18 protein-coding genes are annotated in these 17,860 nt (G+C 65.8%); 8 read left to right on the top strand and 10 right to left on the bottom strand.

The window, feature by feature from the left end; genetic code table 11:
• Positions 1–2: 2 nt before the first annotated feature.
• The gene (gene cyoA, locus AC1DVR_RS02800) at positions 3–1,190 is read right to left on the bottom strand and encodes a ubiquinol oxidase subunit II (RefSeq protein ID WP_477998997.1); all 1,188 of its coding nucleotides are present in this window, start codon (positions 1,188–1,190) and stop codon (positions 3–5) included.
• A 183-nt stretch (positions 1,191–1,373) separates the two neighbouring features.
• Here cyoA and AC1DVR_RS02795 point away from each other — a divergent pair, with 183 nt between their 5' ends.
• On the top strand, positions 1,374–2,675 hold the full coding sequence (locus tag AC1DVR_RS02795) for an MFS transporter (protein ID WP_477998996.1): 1,302 nt from the start codon (positions 1,374–1,376) through the stop codon (positions 2,673–2,675).
• A gap of 69 nt (positions 2,676–2,744) precedes the next feature.
• Here AC1DVR_RS02795 and AC1DVR_RS02790 read toward each other — a convergent pair whose 3' ends face one another.
• The 3 genes from AC1DVR_RS02790 to AC1DVR_RS02780 form a co-directional block, all read right to left on the bottom strand.
• Complete coding sequence (locus AC1DVR_RS02790; protein ID WP_477998995.1) at positions 2,745–3,623, bottom strand: nitrilase family protein; 879 nt, start codon at positions 3,621–3,623, stop codon at positions 2,745–2,747.
• Between the two features lie 27 nt (positions 3,624–3,650).
• Positions 3,651–4,421 (bottom strand): glutamine amidotransferase, encoded by a 771-nt coding sequence (locus tag AC1DVR_RS02785; protein WP_477998994.1) that lies wholly within the window; start codon positions 4,419–4,421, stop codon positions 3,651–3,653.
• 120 nt (positions 4,422–4,541) lie between these two features.
• Positions 4,542–5,150, bottom strand: a complete 609-nt coding sequence (locus tag AC1DVR_RS02780; RefSeq protein WP_477998993.1) for a cupin domain-containing protein — start codon at positions 5,148–5,150, stop codon at positions 4,542–4,544.
• Positions 5,151–5,385: 235 nt separating this feature from the next.
• On the opposite strand from AC1DVR_RS02780, the gene AC1DVR_RS02775 reads away from it, so the two are divergent.
• The 6 genes from AC1DVR_RS02775 (at position 5,386) to AC1DVR_RS02750 (ending at position 10,754) form a co-directional block, all read left to right on the top strand.
• A complete protein-coding gene (locus AC1DVR_RS02775; protein WP_477998992.1) occupies positions 5,386–6,657 on the top strand; it encodes a Zn-dependent hydrolase in 1,272 nt (423 codons plus the stop codon).
• Positions 6,658–6,683: 26 nt separating this feature from the next.
• Entirely contained in the window at positions 6,684–7,673 is a 990-nt protein-coding gene (locus AC1DVR_RS02770; RefSeq protein ID WP_477998991.1) for an ABC transporter substrate-binding protein, read from the top strand.
• Positions 7,674–7,689: 16 nt separating this feature from the next.
• Positions 7,690–8,406, top strand: coding sequence for a M24 family metallopeptidase (locus AC1DVR_RS02765; protein ID WP_477998990.1), 717 nt, complete (start codon positions 7,690–7,692; stop codon positions 8,404–8,406).
• A gap of 18 nt (positions 8,407–8,424) precedes the next feature.
• Complete coding sequence (locus tag AC1DVR_RS02760) at positions 8,425–9,213, top strand: ABC transporter ATP-binding protein (RefSeq protein ID WP_477998989.1); 789 nt, start codon at positions 8,425–8,427, stop codon at positions 9,211–9,213.
• On the top strand, positions 9,206–10,018 hold the full coding sequence (locus tag AC1DVR_RS02755) for an ABC transporter permease (protein WP_477998988.1): 813 nt from the start codon (positions 9,206–9,208) through the stop codon (positions 10,016–10,018). Before AC1DVR_RS02760 ends, AC1DVR_RS02755 begins: the two co-directional genes overlap by 8 nt.
• 82 nt (positions 10,019–10,100) lie before the next feature.
• Positions 10,101–10,754, top strand: a complete 654-nt coding sequence (locus tag AC1DVR_RS02750) for a cyclase family protein (protein ID WP_477998987.1) — start codon at positions 10,101–10,103, stop codon at positions 10,752–10,754.
• On the opposite strand, the gene AC1DVR_RS02745 is transcribed toward AC1DVR_RS02750, so the two are convergent.
• Genes AC1DVR_RS02745 through AC1DVR_RS02735 form a run of 3 tightly spaced genes read right to left on the bottom strand, consistent with a single transcriptional unit; the run spans position 10,751 to position 13,032 of the window.
• Entirely contained in the window at positions 10,751–11,767 is a 1,017-nt protein-coding gene (locus AC1DVR_RS02745) for a LacI family DNA-binding transcriptional regulator (RefSeq protein WP_477998986.1), read from the bottom strand. The genes AC1DVR_RS02750 and AC1DVR_RS02745 overlap by 4 nt on opposite strands.
• 12 nt (positions 11,768–11,779) lie before the next feature.
• Entirely contained in the window at positions 11,780–12,277 is a 498-nt protein-coding gene (locus AC1DVR_RS02740; protein ID WP_477998985.1) for a gluconokinase, read from the bottom strand.
• Complete coding sequence (locus AC1DVR_RS02735; RefSeq protein ID WP_477998984.1) at positions 12,277–13,032, bottom strand: SDR family oxidoreductase; 756 nt, start codon at positions 13,030–13,032, stop codon at positions 12,277–12,279. The genes AC1DVR_RS02740 and AC1DVR_RS02735 overlap by 1 nt, the downstream gene beginning before the upstream one ends.
• A gap of 103 nt (positions 13,033–13,135) precedes the next feature.
• On the opposite strand from AC1DVR_RS02735, the gene AC1DVR_RS02730 reads away from it, so the two are divergent.
• The gene (locus AC1DVR_RS02730) at positions 13,136–14,167 is read left to right on the top strand and encodes an L-idonate 5-dehydrogenase (RefSeq protein ID WP_477998983.1); all 1,032 of its coding nucleotides are present in this window, start codon (positions 13,136–13,138) and stop codon (positions 14,165–14,167) included.
• Between the two features lie 15 nt (positions 14,168–14,182).
• Here AC1DVR_RS02730 and aspA read toward each other — a convergent pair whose 3' ends face one another.
• The 3 genes from aspA to AC1DVR_RS02715 all read right to left on the bottom strand — a co-directional run bounded on the left by aspA (position 14,183) and on the right by AC1DVR_RS02715 (position 17,482).
• A complete protein-coding gene (gene aspA, locus AC1DVR_RS02725) occupies positions 14,183–15,604 on the bottom strand; it encodes an aspartate ammonia-lyase (RefSeq protein WP_477998982.1) in 1,422 nt (473 codons plus the stop codon).
• A gap of 151 nt (positions 15,605–15,755) precedes the next feature.
• Entirely contained in the window at positions 15,756–16,649 is an 894-nt protein-coding gene (locus tag AC1DVR_RS02720) for a LysR family transcriptional regulator (protein ID WP_477998981.1), read from the bottom strand.
• Between the two features lie 110 nt (positions 16,650–16,759).
• On the bottom strand, positions 16,760–17,482 hold the full coding sequence (locus AC1DVR_RS02715; protein ID WP_477998980.1) for a helix-turn-helix transcriptional regulator: 723 nt from the start codon (positions 17,480–17,482) through the stop codon (positions 16,760–16,762).
• Positions 17,483–17,860: the final 378 nt, after the last annotated feature.

The following is a 17,860-nucleotide window of genomic DNA, read 5'->3' as shown; positions in this document are numbered from 1 at the left end:
CCTTAAAGATCAGACGGGGCGACAGGCTGCGCCGCAGCGATCGACATATGGGGCGGAATGAGGCTCATGAGGCCCGTGGGCTGCGGCAGGCCGTGTCCCATCAGCGGGGACATGTCGGGGGCTGCAGCGGCGCGGGTGACGGGATCGGTGCCGAACATCTTCGCGGCCTCCTGCGGCGAGCAGATCTGTGTCACCATGAAGGGCAGGCCCCCCAGCGCCGGAATGCGCACCCGGCTACCCGGCTGATAGGTCAGGGCCGCGATGTTGTAGGCGCCGGCCAGACCGGTGCCGCCCTTGGCATCCAAAGCCGCCATTTCGGCCATGCACATCTTGCCCTCTTCGACACAAAGGTTGACGACACGGTCGTACAGGTCAGGCTCGACGGCGGAGAAGAAGGCGGGCTTGTCATTCTCGCTCGGCACGGCCAGCGTCAGATAGCGGGCGCGGTCCAGCGACTGGCCGCTCGACTTGGCGGCATCGACCCAGGCAGCAAAGCCCGCGTCGTCCACCGCATGGGCCTTGAACCGCATCCCCGAGAACCCGGCGCCCGAGTAATGCGAGGACAGGCCCTGATAATCGCCCTTCACGTTGAAGACGCCGTGCAACTTGGTCTCCATCGCGGGCATCGCATAGATCATCCCGGCCATCGAGGGGATGTAGAAGGCGTTCATCACGGTGGACGAGGTCAGGGTGAATTCCACCTCGCGGTCCACCGGAACCGCCAGATCATTGATCGAGGCCACGCCCTGGTCGGGGTAAATGAAGAGCCATTTCCAGTCGAGCGCCACAACCTCGACCCGCAGGGGCGCCTGGCGCGTCTCGGCTTTGACGCCGCCCGCCATGTCGAGCGGGCGGTAAGGGTCCAGAAGATGGGTGCCGACCCAGGTCAGCGCGCCAAGGCAGATCACGATCAGCAAGGGCGCGGCCCAGATCACCAGCTCCAGCTTGGTCGAGTGGTTCCACTCCGGCTGGTAGTTCGACTTGTCGTTCTGCGCGCGGTAGCGCCAGGCGAAGACCACGGTCAGCACCATCACCGGCACGATGATGAGCAGCATGAGCCCGGTCGAGATGACCAGCAAATCACGCTGCTTTGCAGCAACGTCGCCAGCCGGGGCCAGCACGTCGAACTTGCAGGCAGACAACAGCAGAATCATCGCGAAGGATGCCTGCAACTTTAGGGATTTGCTCATTTTTTCCGGTCTCCGTCCGCGGGGCCGCCGTCGCCACGCTGCTCTGTCTAAAGGTTTGCGCCGCAGAGGGGATTGGACAATTTGTCCAATGCCGCTGCAGCGCAGCAAGGCTTAGGGATCGGTCCACGCGTGGGCCTTGCCCTGTCTTCAGCCTTGCCCTGTCTTCAGTGGAGCCTCCCTTCGATGCAAAGCCCGGCCCTTGCAGAACATACCGCCCATGATGGCGAACACGTCTCGCCCTCGGACATCGCCGTTGGCGTGATCATCGGGCGCAGCTCGGAATTCTTCGACTTCTTCGTCTATGCGATTGCCTCGGTGCTGATCTTCCCGAAGCAGTTCTTCCCCTTCGCCTCGCCCCTGGAGGGCACGCTCTGGTCCTTCGCGCTGTTCGCGCTGGCGTTTCTGGCGCGGCCCTTCGGCACGGTGATCTTCACCGCCGTTGATCGCCGCTTCGGCAAGAACGCCAAGCTGATTGGCGCCTTGCTTCTGATGGGCACCTCGACCGTGGCGGTCGGGTTGTTGCCGGCCTATGACGTGCTGGGCGGCTGGGCGATCGTGCTGCTGGGCGCGTTGCGCATCGGTCAGGGTCTGGCCCTGGGCGGGTCGTGGGACGGTCTCGCCTCGCTTCTGGCCCTGAACGCGCCGGAGGGGCGGCGCGGGTTTTACGCGATGGTGCCGCAGCTGGGCGCGCCGGTCGGGCTGATCGTCGCAAGCCTGCTGTTTGCCTATCTGCTGACCGCGCTTTCTGCCGCCGATCTGTTGGAATGGGGCTGGCGCTATCCCTTCTTCGTGGCCTTTGCGATCAACGTGGTGGCGCTGTTCGCCCGCCTGCGCATGGTGGTGACCCCGGAATACCAGCGCCTGTTCGAGACCCGCGACCTGCAGCCGACCACGGTGCGCGCCACCGTCAAAGCCGAGGGCCGCGGCATCCTGACCGGCGCCTTCGTGCCGCTGGCCAGCTTTGCGCTGTTCCACATGGTCACGGTGTTCCCGCTCTCCTGGGTGTTCCTTTACACCGACCAGTCGCCGGTCGGTTTCCTTCTGATCGAGTCGATGGGCGCGGTCGTCGGCATCGTGGCGACCTTCCTGTCGGGCCTCGTGTCCGACAAGATCGGGCGGCGCAGCCTGTTGTTCTGGGGCGCTTTCGCGATTGCGACCTTCAGCCTCTTGGCCCCGGTGCTGCTGGGCGCCGGTCAGATCGGCGAGGCGATCTTCATGTTCTACGGCTTTGCCATCCTCGGCTTCAGCTTTGGCCAATCCTCGGGCGCCGTCGCCTCGCTGTTCGCCAGCGTCCATCGCTACACCGCTTCGGCGCTGGTGTCGGACCTCGCCTGGCTGTTTGGCGCCGGCTTTGCACCGCTGGCCGCGCTGACCCTGGCGGCGGGACTGGGCCTGTTCGCCTCGGGCTTTTACCTGCTGTCCGGCGCCATCGGCACCATGATCGCCCTGCACTTCGCCAAGCGGCTGGAACTGCGCGGCCAGTAAGGCTTTCCACACCGGATAAAGGGCGCGGTCTTGCGGACCGCGCCCTTTGTCATTTGAGAGTCAGAGGCCTCAATACCAGCCGGGCTTGTAATCGGTCCCCAGCATCCGGTCGTAGACATCGGTCCGCCGGTCGCGCAACACCTGGTTGAAGTCGTTCCAGTTCCGCTTGCGCCGCGCATCGGCGAGGTTGATCTCGGCCAGCAGAACCTCTTCTTTGTCATAACTGGCCGGTCCGGCCATCGGCCAGCCAGCGTGGCCCACAATCAGGCTTTGGCCGATGAAGGGCTGGCCGCGTTCGGTGCCAACCCGGTCGGCGGCGATGATGAACAGCGAGTTGCTGTGCGCCGCCGCCATGACGAGGATATTCGCCATCGCCTCGCGCTTGGGGTCCTGCCCCGGGATCGGGACCCAGTTGGTCGGCACGCACATCAGCTCCGCCCCCTGCAGCGCGGCCAGACGGAAGGTCTCGGGGAACCAGCAGTCATAGCAGATGATGCAGCTGATCCGGCCAAGCGCGGTGTCAAACACCGGAATGCCCAGATCACCCGGCGTGAAGAACAGCGCCTCCTCGCCCCAGAGGTGGATCTTGCGGTAGCGGCCGATCAGGCCAGAGGGACCGATGAGAACGGCGGAGTTGTAGAAGCGCTCGCCATCGCGCTCGGTAATTCCGGCCACAATGTAAAGGTCGAGCCGGGCCGCCGCCTCGATCCAGGCCTGGGTCGAGGGGCCCTCGGGGATCACCTCGGCCAGGTTGCGCAGTTCGGCCCGGCTTTGGAAGACGTAGCCGGTGTTGCACAGCTCCGGCAGGACGACGAGTTTCGCCCCCTTGGCCGCCGCCTGCTCGATCAGCGTGATCGAATGGGCGACGTTTCTCGCGGTCTGCCCGAAAAGCGGCTCCATCTGGAGGCTTGCGACCGTCACCCCGGCTTCCTGTCCACGTTTCGTCATGCGCGCCGTTCCCCTGTCATGCCCCGCTCAGTCGCGGCCGATCGCCCAAAGCACCTGCTGTTCGAAGAGCGTCTTGTAGCCCTTCCAGGCGATGAAATCCTGCGGCAGCCAATGCGGCCCGACATCCGAGGTCCAGACCACGGTTCGCCCCTTGCCATAGGTGCCGCAGACCAGCAAAGGCAGCGCGCCATAGTCGGTGGAGACGGTCGCCAGCACCTCGGCCCCCGCCTTGACCACCACCTCGTTGAAGCCCAGAAGCACCGGCCAATCGGTGCCAAGCCCGGCGAGGATCGGGTGCGCGGGATTGCCGCTGACGACGGGCTTGAAGGATTCGGGCACCTCCACCCGGTCGTCGAAGGGCAGGCAGGTCACCGGCAGCACCTCCTCGACCGGGGTCTTGTGATAGCGCGCGCCGCCGTTGATGCCCTGAAAGCTATAATAGCCGCCGTACATCAGCAAGGCCCCACCCTCCTGCACATAGTCGCGCAACAGGCGCAGGCGGTTCGGCGTCGGCTTGGACCGCAGCCATGTGTCGGGATGCAGAAGCAGCGTATTGGCCCCGATGTCGGACAGCACGATCGCGTCATAGGCGCGCAATGCCTCCAGCGATTGCGGAAACTGCGCCTGCGCCTCGTGCGAGGGCATGAAGCGCACGTCCAGCGGGCCGTCCTTGAAGGCGGCCAGCAGCTCATCGGCGCCGGTGTGGTAGGTGGCGGTCGCGAACTGGTCGAACCCCTTGGTGTGGATCCCCGTGGTCACCCAGGATTCCCCGGCCAGCAGAACCTTGTATTTAGACATGCAACTCTCCGAAATCAGGGGGCGCGCGGATGGGCGCGAACCGGGGATGGGCCATCAATGCAAATCGACAGCCCTTCTGTCAAGTCACTTGAATTTTAATCACCTTGCCCCGGCTTCGGATCAGAAAGTCGGCGGGGTGTTGACCCAAAAGATGCTGGCGCGGTCGGTTCCGATGTTGCGGTAATGGTGCGGCAGATCGGATTTGAACACGAAGGCATCGCCCGGTTTCATCTGGAAGATCTTGTCCTCCACGATCAGCTCGATCTCGCCGGCCAGGATATAGCCGACCTCTTCGCCGGCATGTTCGATGGGCCCGGCGCTGGCGCCACCCTCTTCGATGTGGTGGATGTTGCACTGCAGCAGGTGCCCCGGCGAATAGGGAATGATCCGCTCCAGCGAGATCCCCTCGCCCCGGCGCAAGGGGTCCAGCGTGATCAGGGGCCGCGTGCCGTTGCGGAACACAATGCCCTCTTCGGCATCGGTTTCCTCAAACATCCAGCCAATATTGGTGCCCAGAACCTTGACCAGCCGGTGCAGCATCGGCAGCGAGGGCGTGGCCTTGCCGTTCTCGATCTTCGACAGCAGGCTTTCCGAGCAGTTGGCCCCCTCGGCCAGCGCCTTCAGCGTCAGGCCGCGCGTCTGTCGCGCCAGCCGCAGCCGCATGCCCAGGACGGCGGCATTGGGATGATGGTCGGGTTCGGCGCTTGGCCGCAGGTCACTGCTCTTCATCTTCATCCATGCTTCAACAGGCGCGGCACGCGGGGGCCGCGCGTCGCGCCAACCGGCCTGCCGCAGTTTTCAGGAAAACCGAACGGAATGCAATATGTGTTGACAGATTTTCAAGTTACTTGAATATGTAGCCACCTGACCTGAAAATCCACGCCGGCGCGCTGCCGGAAAAGGGAAACCTCCCGCTGTCATGCCCCTGATGCCAAAGACCAACCGGACCAGATTTCTCGCCCGCATGGCAGCTTTCGCTGCCATTGGGGCGACGCCGGCGGGGGGCGTCAATCGCCAGGCCTTGACCGCGCTGGACCGCGAGGCGCGGGGGATGCTGGCCGGTCTGGCCAAAGCCCGCGGGTTTGAGGTTTATCAGGATGACATCGCCAACCTTTTCATCCGCCGCAAGGGTCGCAAGCCCGACCTGCCGCCATTCCTGATCGGCAGCCATCTCGACACCCAGCCGAACGGCGGCCGCTTTGACGGGGCGCTTGGCACTCTGGCCGCTATTGAAGTGCTTGAAAGCCTGGAAGATGCGGGGCTGCAGACCGAGGCCGCCATCGAGCTTGTGGCCTGGACCAACGAGGAGGGCAGCCGGTTCGCCCCCGGCAGCATGGGCTCGCAGGCTTTCGTGTCGCGCACCATCCCGGCCGCGACGCTGGCCGCCGTCAGCCCCGCCGATGGCGCGACCCTTGCCAGGGAACTTGCCGCCACCCTGCGCGCCCTGCCCTCGGCCCGCAGGCGACCGCTCGGCCAGCCGATCAGCGGCTATCTGGAATTGCATATCGAACAGGGCCCGATCCTGGAGCGCGAGAACATCCCGATCGGCGTCGTCACCGCCGTGCAGGGCACCCGCTGGCTGGAGGTGGTGATCACCGGGCAGGCCGGACATGCCGGCACCACGCCTTTTGCGGCGCGGCGCGACCCGATGATGGCCACGGTCGCAGGCCTCGCAGCCCTTTTCACGCAGGTGATGCCCGCAGACCCCGATGCCCGGATGACCGTCGGCCGGATCGCGGCAGAGCCGGGCAGCATCAACGCGATCCCCGCTGCCGTCCGCTTCACGGTCGATATTCGCCACCCGGCCCTTGCCAAGATCGACGCCATCGAGGCGCAGGTCCGGGCGGTACTGGGCGCCGCAGCCGTGGCCCATGACTGCACCATGACCGTGGGCCAGCTCTTCGACATGGCGCCGGCGAAATTCGCCGAGCCGATGCTGCAGGCCATCGAAGGGGCCGCGCGGGATTGCGGCGTCAAACACCGGCGCATCGTTTCGGGCGCCTTTCATGACGCGCTGTTTCTCGGCCGCGTGGCCCCGGCGGCGATGATCTTCGTGCCCTGCCGCGACGGGATCAGCCATAATGAAAGCGAATATGTCACCCCGGACCATGTGGCACTCGGCGCCGAGGTCCTGCTGCACGCCACCCTGCGGGCCATCGGCATGTCCGGCGGCCCGCTCACCTTCCCCGAACCCAAGGCCGCGCAGACGGCCGTAGCCTCCCTCAAGACCGAATAATCCCCCCAACACAGAGGAATATCCCCATGAGCCCGACCCTGACCCGCCGCTCCTTTGGCGCCCTCGCCCTCGCCGCCAGCGCCGCCGCCTTCCGCCCGGCATTTGCGGCGGATTTGACCAAGCTGACCTTCATTCAGGAATGGCCGGTGCCCGATGGCTTCTGGATTCCGTGGATCCTGGGCAGCAAGAAGGGCTTCTATGCCGAAGAAGGCATCGAGCTGGAGGTGGTGACCCCGCCCACCGTGGCCGACACGATGAAATTCCTCGGCACCGGGCGGGCGCAGCTGGCCTTCACCACCGTGATGGACGTGATCTTCGCGCGCGGCGAGCAGGCGCCGGTCGTGGCCATCGGGCGTTATGGCCGCGGCAACAACTGGGGCATCATCAGCGCCGAGGGCAAGCCGCTGAAGATTGCCGAGCTGAAGGGCAAGACCATCGGCATCTACAACGACGCCTGGACCAAGGCGCAGCTGTCGATGATGCTCGCCGATGGCGGGTTGACGCTGGACGATGTGCAGACCGTGGCCGCCGCCGATGACACCGTGCCCCTGCTCTTGCAAGGCAAGGTCGATGCGATCACCGGCATTACCAATGCCGAAGGGACCGAGATGGTCACCGCCGGCAATCAGAAACCCGAATTCATGGCCGCCACCGACCACGGCGTGCCCAACACGCCGATCTTCATGCTGGCCGCCAACGAGCCCTGGCTGAAGGCGAACCCCGACCTCGCCAAGGCCTTCCTGCGCGCCACCCGCAAAAGCATCGAATATGCCGTGGCCAACCCCGACGAGGCCATTGCCGCCTTTGCCGAGACCTATGCCAAGGCCTATGACGGCACCTTCATCTCGCAGCAGTGGAAGGACACCATTCCGCTGTTCGGCGCGATGGACGCCGACCTGATGGCCAGCAGCGAGGCCGACTGGACCACGCTCCTCGCCGCGCTGACCAAGTTCGAAGTCGTCAAGGCGGTCGAGGCGCCCACGGCCTATTTCACCAACGACTATCTGACCAAGTAAAGATCAGGAGGCCCCGATGACCGCGACCCGCCCCTTGCGCCGCATTGTTCCCGCCTGGACCTACCGTCCCGGCCCCGATGTCGCAGACCTGCCGCCACCCGGGCTGGTCCAGGCGCAACGGATCGCCAAGGAGGCTGCGGCGGCCGGGCTTGCCGTCGCAGCCGAAGGGGTCAGCGAACAGGAGGTTGAGCTTGCAATCAGCGCCAGCCTGATCGCCAACGAGATCGACCATGTCTGGACCATCACCAACGTCGGCTTGGGGGAAAACACCCTGATCTGTTTTCCCACCAACCCGCCGACCGCGCTGAAGGCCGCCGCGAAGGATGTGCTGATGGTCGATGTCCACCCGATCACGGCAAGCGGCTTCTGGGGCGATTGCACGCGCTGTGCGGTGATCGGCGACTATCCGGAGGCGAAAAAGGCGCTCGCCGATCTGGAGGCGCTACATTACGAGACGATCGCCCAATGCCGCCCCGGCATGCCCGCGAACGAGCTTTTCGGCCTCAGTCACGCGAGGCTGACCGCCGAGGGGTTCATCCTCCTCGATCAACTCGGCAACATCGGCCATTCGCTGACGCCAGGGGCCGCCTACCTCCACCAGTTCATCGACGCGGGCAATGCCACGCCGATGTGGGGCGCCTGGGCGATCGAGCCCTTTGCCGCGCGGGGTGGCATCGCCGTCAAGGTCGAGGACCTCGTCTGGTTCGGCCGCGAACGCTGCTTCACCCTTTAAAACGCTGGAATCCGCTGCATGGACAAGCCTGCCAAACTGTCTCTCAAAGCCGTCTCGCGCAATTTCAAGGACGTGCTGGCGCTGTCGCCCACGGATCTTGAAGTTGCGAAGGGGGAGTTCGTCTCGGTGGTGGGCCCCTCGGGCTGCGGCAAGAGCACGATGTTCAACATCATCGCCGGCGTGCTGGCGCCGAGCGGCGGACGGGTTCTGATCGACGGTCAGGATGTTACCGGCAAGTCGGGCCATGTCGGCTACATGCTGCAAAAGGACCTCCTGCTCCCTTGGCGCACCGTGCTGGACAACATCGTGCTGGGCGCGCTGCTGAAAGGCGGTGCCAGCAAGGCGGAACGGGCCGAGGGCGTGGCGCTGGCCACCCGCTATGGCCTGGGCGATTTCATCAACCATTATCCGGCGGCGCTGTCGGGCGGCATGCGCCAGCGCGTGGCCCTGATGCGGACGCTGGCCATGCACCGTGACGTGATGCTGCTGGACGAACCCTTCGGCGCGCTGGATTCGCAGACCCGGCTTGCGATGCAGCAATGGCTGCTGTCGGTCTGGCGCCGCGAAAAGCGCACCATCATCTTTGTCACCCATGACATCGACGAGGCGATCTTCCTCGCCGACCGCGTCGTGGTGATGACGCCGCGCCCCGGCCGCATCCACGAGGTGATCTCGGTCCCGATCCCGCGCCCGCGCCCGGTCTCAAGCCTGATCGACCCGGAGTTCGTCGCCCTGAAACAGCGCATCCTTGCCACGATCTACCAAACCACGACTTCGGATGCCGAGGAGGCGCTTGACCATGTCTGAAACCCCGCAAGGCAAGGCGCTGTTCCTCAAGATCCTTTACCCGATCTGCGCCCTGGTTCTGGTGATCGCGGCCTGGGCGGCGCTGGTGTCCTGGTACCAGATCCCGCGCTATGTGATGCCTTCGCCGATGGATGTGGGCCAGCATATCGTCGAGGATTGGCAGCCCCTGGTCACCGGCTTTTACGTCACCTTCATCGAGTTCCTGCTGGGCTTTGTCCTTGGCGCGGGCACGGGTTTTGTGCTGGCGGTGCTGATGGACCTGTCGAAAACGGTGCGCGGCATCCTCTATCCGATCCTGATCCTGAGCCAGGCCATCCCGATCATCGCCATCTCGGCCGCGCTGACGATCTGGCTGGGCTTTGGTCTGGCGCCGAAACTGGTGATCGTGGCCTTGGTCGTGTTCTTCCCGGTGGTGGTCAATGTGCTGGACGGGCTGGCCTCGGTCGATGGCGATGTGCTCAATCTGGTGCGCTCGATGGGGGCGTCGCGGCTGAACATCTTCCGCCATGTGAAGCTGCCCGCGACATATTCGCCTCTGTTTTCCGCGCTGAAGCTGTCGGCGACCTTCAGCGTCACCGGTGCTGTGATCGCCGAATGGACTGCATCGACCAGCGGCGGGATCGGGGCCTATCTGTTGCAGGCCAATTCGCGGCTGAACACGGCGGGCACCTTTTCGGCCATCGCCTTTCTGGCGGCGCTTGGCATCCTGGCCTTCCTTCTGGTGGTGGTCACCGAATACCTGCTGACGCCGTGGCGGTCTTCCTCCAAGGCGCGGCGCTGGTCGCGGTCCTATTGGCGGGGCTGAGTGCGGGCGCCGCCTTGTTTTTGGGCCAGCCGGGCCGCATGCTGGCGCCGGTTCCGGGCGCTGCCCAAGAAGGAGACGCGGCATGCTGATTGATCTGACCCATCCGATGCGCAATGGCATGCCGGTCTGGCCCGACCATCCGGTCTTTACCCAGCGCCCCGTCTCGCAGATTGCGGCGGGCGACATCTCCTGCAACCACGCGCTGGAGATGTCGGAACACTCCGGCACCCATTTCGACGCCCCCGCCCATTTCATCGCCGGCGGCACCACCATCGACGCCATCCCGGTGGAGCGCTTCTTTGGCCGGCTTGCAACGATCAAGGCGCATCTGCCGCCGGAGAGCGAGGCGGGGCCCGAGCTGATCACCGGGTTCGAGGCTGCACATGGCCCGATCCTGCCCGGCGACGCTGTGGCTTTTCACTTCGGCTGGGATGCCTTCTGGCAGGGCGATGACGCCCGGGTGTTCCGCGACTGGCCCGGCCTGTCCGCCGCGACCGCCGATCTGCTGGTCGCGCGGGGCGTGCGGATCGTGGCCACCGACGCCATGTCGATCGACCGCTTCGGCAGCACGACGTTCCCCGCCCATTACAGCCTTCTGGCCGCAGGCGTGCTGATCGGCGAGAATTTTGCCAATCTGGGCCGCTTGCCGCCCTTCTGCCAGCTCACCACCCTGCCCCTGAAGATCGAGGGCGGCAGCGGCGCCCCCCTGCGGGCGGTGGCCGAGGTGACGGTTTAACCGGTCGACTGCCGCAAGATCAGGCGCGGCGCGATGGCGATGCTTTGCGCGTCGTCCAGCTGCCCGCCCAGCGCGCGGCGGATCAGGTCGGCGGCGCTGGTCCCGATCTGCTGCGGCAAGGGATCAACGGTGGTCAGCGCCGGCACGCAGACCCCGGCAATCTCGTAATCGCCGAAGCCTGCGATCCAGACCTGCCCGGGCACCGCGATGCCCCTGCGCTGACAGGTGCTGAGCGCGCCAAAGGCCGCGAGGTCCGAGACGCAGATCACCGCCTCAGTATCAGGCATTCCGTCCAAGAGCCCCGCCATGGCCTCGGCGCCCTGCCGCATCGAGGCCCGTGGCGGGCCGATGTCGATCAGGCGCGAGGGGTCCAGCCCGTGGGCTTGCATGGCCGCGACGAACCCGCGCCGGCGGTCGCCACCCCGGCTGTCGCCCTCGGCATCGCCGCCGATAAAGGCGACGCGGGTCCGCCCCGCCGCCACGCAAAGATCGACCAGCCCGGTCATCGCCGCCGCATTGGAAAAGCCCACGACATGGCCAATCGGCGCCTCGGGCAGATCCCAGATCTCGACGACCGGGATACCCGCCCCGGCGAGCAGCCGCCGCGCCCGTGCCGTATGGCTGCCCCCGGTGACGATGATCGCCTCGGGCCTGCGGCGCAGCAGCTGTTCGATCAGCTCTTCCTCTTTCAGCAGATCGTAATCGGTATAGCCGAGCAGGATCTGCAGGCCCTGATCCTTCAACCCCTCGGTCAGCGCGGCCAGCGTGTCGGCGAAATTGGCATTGTTGAGCGAGGGGATGGTGACGGCGACAAAGCCCGTCCTTTGCAGGCGCAGGGTCGCGGCGGTGCTGTCAAAGACATAGCCCAGCGCCTCGGCCGCCGTCAGCACCGCCGCGCGGGTCCGTGCGGTGACCGCGCTGTCCTGCCGGAAGGCACGGCTCACCGTCATGGGCGAGACGCCGACCACGCGGGCGATGTCGCTCATGGTCGGTGGTCTGCGGGGCGGTTGCATGGCGGTTTCCGCTCAGCCTTGGGCCCAGCGGGCGAGGTCGTCCGCGATTGCCCGCGCCAGAGCATCGGTGCTTTGGGCGATGTCGACGGTCAAAGCCTCCTCCGGGCCGGGCGGTTCCAGGGCGGCGAACTGGCTGTCGAGCAGTGAGGTCGGCATGTAATGCCCCTCGCGCCGGGCCATGCGGGCGGCGATCAGGTCACGGCTGCCCGCCAGATGGACAAAACGCACCGGCCCGCCCGCGCCTGCGCGGATCCGGTCGCGGTAGATCCGCTTCAGGGCCGAACATCCCACAAGCACCGGCGCTTGGTCCTGCAGGGTCGCGGCCACGCGGTCGAGCCAGGGCCATCGGTCGTCGTCGGTCAGGGGGATGCCGGCGGACATTTTTTCGACATTGGCCGCAGGGTGCAGGTCATCGCCATCGACATAAGGCACCCCGATCAGCGCCGAGACGGCGGCGCCGATGCTGGACTTGCCGCAGCCCGACACGCCCATGAACACCGCCCGCAACATCACAGCGACGCCGTGATGCCGCCGTCGACATAAAGGATGTGGCCATTGACGAAACTCGACGCTTCCGAAGCGAGGAAGACGCAGGCGCCGACCAGTTCCTCGACCTTGCCCCAGCGCCCGGCGGGGGTGCGCTTTTCGAGCCACCCGGAAAAGGCCGGGTCGGCCACCAGCGCAGCATTCAGCGGCGTGTCGAAATAGCCGGGTGCTATGGCGTTGCAGTTCAGCCCATGCCGCGCCCAGTCGGTGGCCATGCCCTTGGTCAGGTTGCCCACCGCGCCCTTGGTCGCCGTATAGGGCGCGATCGAGGGCCGGGCGAGGGCGGTCTGCACGCTGGCGATATTGATGATCTTGCCCCGCCCCCGCGCGATCATGTGGCGGGCGCAGGCCTGGCCCACATGGAAAACGCTGGCGATATTGGTCTGCAGCAGGCGCTCGAAAGCCTCGGCCGGGAAATCCTCCAGCGGGGCACGGTGCTGCATGCCGGCGTTGTTGACCAGAATGTCGATGGCGCCGACCCGGGATTCAAAGTCATCCACCGCCCCGCGCACGCCCACATGGTCGGTGGCGTCGAAGGCCAGGCTTTCAGCCCCTGGAATTGCGGCCACCGCCTGTGCCAGCTTGCCCGCATCACGACCGTTCAGCACGACCTGCGCCCCTGCCGCCGCAAGCCCCTTGGCCAGGGCAAAGCCGATGCCCTGCGATGACCCCGTCACCAGTGCTCGCTTGCCGGTCAGATCGAATATTGTAAGCGCCATGATGCCCCCCGCCGCAAATGCCGCGTTTTCTCTCGACAGAAATCCGTTTTGACGGTTATGTTATCGTTAACATCTTACGTCAAGCACGAAGGGGCGCGCGAACATGCGGGCGATTGTCATTCACGCCGCCCACGATCTGCGGGTCGAGGAGCGCCCGGAGGAAGCCCCTGGCCCTGGTCAGCTCAAGCTGCGGCTGGCCACGGGCGGGGTCTGCGGGTCGGATCTGCATTATTACAACCATGGCGGCTTTGGCACCGTGCGCCTGCGCGAGCCGATGATCCTCGGGCATGAGGTTTCGGCCCATGTCGAAGCGATCGGGCCGGAGGTGACCGGCTTCACCCTCGGGCAGCTGGTGGCGGTGTCGCCCTCGCGCCCCTGCGGGACCTGCACTTATTGCCGCGAGGGCCTGCCGAACCATTGTCTGAACATGCGGTTTTATGGCAGCGCCATGCCTTTCCCCCATGTGCAGGGCGCCTTTCGTGAGGTTCTGGTCGCCGATGCCAGCCAATGTGTCGATGCCACAGGCCTGAGCGCCGGCGAGGCCGCGATGGCGGAACCCCTGGCCGTGACGCTTCACGCCACACGCCGCGCGGGCGAGATGCTGGGCAAGCGGGTGCTGGTCACCGGCTGTGGACCCATCGGGGTTCTGGCGATCCTTGCGGCCCGCAGGGCCGGGGCGGCGGAGATCGTCGCGGTGGACCTGTCGGATTTCACCCTTGCCATCGCGGCGCGGGTGGGGGCGGACCGGGGGGTCAACTCCGGCAGCGCGCCCGGGGCCTTGGCGGATTATGCCACCGGCAAGGGCTATTTCGACGTGCTTTACGAATGCACCGGCGTCGCTTCGGCCCTTTCCAGCGGCATCGCGGCGCTGCGGCCACGCGGGGTGATCCTGCAGCTGGGCCTTGGCGGCGACATGACCTTGCCGATGATGATGATCACCGCCAAGGAGCTTGATCTGCGCGGCAGCTTCCGCTTTCACCCCGAATTCGCAACCGGGGTGCAGTTGATGCAGCAGGGCCTGATCGACGTGAAACCGCTGATCACCCAGACCCTGCCCCTGGAGCGGGCCGAGGAGGCGTTCCGCCTCGCCTCGGACCGCAGCCAGGCCATGAAAGCGCAGATCGCCTTTGCCTGAGGCGATCTGCCCTGTTCAGATGCGCTGTTGCGGGCGGGTCAGGGCCTCCGGGCTCAGCACCTGGTCCAGCTGCGCCTTGGTCATCAGGCCGCTTTCCAGCACCAGCTCATAAACCCCGCGCCCGGTGTGATGCGCCTCCAGCGCCACCTTGGTCGCGGCATCATAGCCGATATAGGGGTTCAGCGCCGTCACGAGGCCGATCGAGTTTTCGATGCTGGCGCGCAGAAGGGCACGGTTGGCGGTGATGCCCCGGATGCAGCGCGTCTCCAGCGTGCGGCAGGCGGCCTCCAGATGGCTGACCGAGCGGAACAGGCTATAGGCGATGATCGGCTCGAAAGCGTTCAGCTGCAACTGGCCCCCTTCGGCGGCGAAGGTGATGGTGACGTCGTTGCCGATCACCTCGAAGGCGACCTGGTTGACCACTTCCGGAATCACCGGATTGACCTTGCCCGGCATGATCGACGACCCCGCCTGCATCGCCGGGAGGTTGATCTCGTTAAAGCCGGCGCGGGGGCCGGAGGAGAGAAGCCGCAGATCGTTGCAGGTTTTCGACAGTTTGACGGCAACCCGTTTCAGCACGCCCGACAGCTGGACGAAGGCACCGCAGTCCTGCGTCGCCTCGATCAGATCGGCGGCGGCGACCACCGGAATCCCGGTGACCCGCGCCAGTTGGGCGCAGGCCTTGGCGGCATAAGCCGGGTGGGTGGTGATCCCGGTGCCGATGGCGGTACCGCCGAGATTGATCTCCAGGATCAGATTGGCGGCTTCGGCCAGACGCGCCTCGTCCTCGCCAAGCATGATGGCGAAGGTGTTGAACTCTTGCCCCAGCGTCATCGGCACGGCTTCCTGCAGCTGGGTGCGGCCCATCTTCAGGACATCGGCAAATTCGGCCGCCTTCTCTTCGAAAGCCCCCCGCAGCGAGGCCATGGCCGCGATCAGGCGGTGGATGCCCAGCCAGGCGGCAAGGCGCAGGGCGGTGGGATAGACGTCATTGGTGCTCTGGCTTTGATTCACATGCTCGTTCGGGTGCAGGAAATTGTAGGCACCCTTCGGGTGGCCCATGATCTCCAGCGCGCGGTTGGCGATGACCTCGTTGGCGTTCATGTTGGTCGAGGTGCCGGCCCCGCCCTGGATCTGGTCCACGACGAACTGGTCATGCAGACGGCCGGCGCGGATTTCCTCGCAGGCGGCGACGATGGCGGCACGGCGGGCGGGGGTCAGCAGGCCCAGATCGGCATTCGCTTCGGCTGCGGCCTGTTTGATGGCGGCCAGCGCGTTGATCAGGTCGGGCACAAGGCCAATGCTTTGCCCCGAGATCGGGAAGTTCTCCACCGCGCGCAGGGTGTGAACGCCCCAATAGGCCTCGGCCGGCACCTCGCGGTAGCCAAGCAGGTCGTGGTCGGTGCGGGTGATCGGGCCGGTGATGGGACGGGTCATGGGGCAGTCCTCGGATAGGGCCAAAACCGGCGAAGCGCCGGGGCCATGCGATTATGGTCTGGGATGTTCAGGGATCGTTTGCGGCCAAAGGGCCTATATCGAGCGTTTTACGCCCGATTTCGCATCTTGGCCAATGCCCAGATCGGCTCAGTCATTCCGTTTTTGCATAATCCTGCGCGAGTTTCTCGGCAGCGGCCCAGACCCGCGCCGACAGCGCCCGGGTGCGCGCGGCATTGCGGTAGAGCCGGATTTCCATCGGCAGTTCGGGGGCCACGACCTCCAGCTTTCCGGCCGCGATTTCGGCGGCGATCAGGCTGCGCGGCAGCCAGACCACGCCATGCCCTTCCAGCGCCATCGACTTCATCGCTTCGGCCATTGAGGCTTCGTTGATATGGGCGACATAGACCCGCGGCGCGCCGGGCTGGGCCTGGGCGATCTGTGCCAGAGCCCCCAGGAAAGACCCATGCGAGTATTGCATCAGGGGCATGCCGACCCGGCCCCAGGCCTCGGGCCAGCCGGGGCGGGCGACGGCGGCGAGGCTGTCCTGCCCCACCACCAGATGCGGAAAGCCGCGGCCGAGCGGGATTTCGACGCCGGGGTGGTGGTAGGTCAGAAAGAAGTCATAGCCGCCTTCGGTCAGGGCGGTGATGCAGTGGTTGAAGTTGTCGGGCATCACGCGGCTGGCCACCGGCCCGACGATGCCCTGCAGCCGCATCAGCCAGCCGGGCAGGAAGGTCACCGTCAGGCTGTGCAGCGCGGTGAGCGAGATCTGCGGCCCGCCGCTTTGCGCGCTGTGGCGAAACTCGGCACGGCGGGCGGTCAGCATCCGCACCGTCTCCTCCGCCGTTTCGCGGAACAGCTTGCCCTCCTCGGTCAGCGTCACCGGATGGCTGTCGCGGTTGACCAGCGTGGCGCCCAGCCACTCCTCCAGCGCGCGGATGCGGCGGCTGAAGGCGCTTTGCGTCACCCCGCGCAGTTCGGAGGCCCGCGAAAAGCTGTGGGTGCCGGCAAGGCTCAGGAAATCCTCGAGCCATTTGAAATCCATTCTGGCCTCCCTGACCTTGGCGGATCATGGCGGGCGGGCGGGGCGGTATCAAGCAAGACTTGCGCTGCCGAATCCGCCGACAGTGCCGCGCCATGGGTACGGCCGGCTCTTCATGGGGGACTGAGCGGCGACGGCCCCTGCAGTTCGGCTGTCAAAGACGTCCGGTTGGTCACCCCGACCTTGCGGAACAGGCTTTGCACATGGGTTTTCACGGTGGGCAGCGCAATCGTCAGATCTTCGGCGATTTCCTGGTTGGTCAGACCCTGCCCTATCCGCTCCGCCACCGCCAGCTCGCGCCGTGACAGGGCATAGCGCGCCTCCAGCCGCAGCCGCGCCGTGCTGCGCTGGACATGGGGATGGAAGGCGAGGCTTGCCTCGACGTAGCGGCGCAGGCTTTGCGCCAGAAGGACCGTCTCGGGCGCAAAGGCCCTGTCATCGCCCTTCGAGATGACACCAAGGCCGCCAATCGGGCGGCCCTCGTGCCAGAAGAGCAGATCCATCGCATCCTTGATGCCGCTCAGCGCCATATAGGGGCGATAACGCGCGATCTCGTCTTCTTGCGCCGCAAGGCAGGCGCCCGTCAGGGTCTGGAGCTGCTGGCCCCTGGCAATCAGCCGCGCGGGCCGGCAGGGATCATGGGCCTGGAACTTCGCCCGATAAAGCGAGAGCCGGTCCTCCGGGATGCCTTCGCTGGCGGCGAACTGGATCTGCTGGCGCTCATCAATCCAGTAAAAGGTCGCGCAAGAGATCTGGGTGGCCTGCATCGCGAAATGCAGAAGCTCGCGGAGCGATCTTGTGTCGTCGCGACCCAGGTCGCGCGGGGCGAATGCCATGGTGCACCTCTGGAGCGGACCGGCGACAGGGAGGATGTGGCGCCCCTTTTGCCGCTCGCCTTGTCGGTCAGAGTGGCGCAAATCATATATCGAAACAACGAAAATCCGCCCAGGATCGGCGGGCTGAACCCGCCAGCGCGGCGGATTTCATCCGCGCATCCCCCGATCTGCGGGCCATTCAGCGCATAGCGCCACGATCCGGCCAAAACCCATCCTTTGGGACGATTGACGCAAGGAATCCGCGCCTATAGCAAAATTGCCATGACGCAGGGCGCCAAGGCCGTCCTGCCCCCGTCGTGCCCTTCCCGACGATGCCAGTTTCACCAAGCCCGCGACCCCACCTGCCGAAATGAACCGCGCGACAAGAGAAAGATTGAT

Source organism: Rhodobacter sp. P2_H5, assembly GCF_056403335.1.
This window is presented reverse-complemented; position numbering and strand designations above follow the sequence as displayed.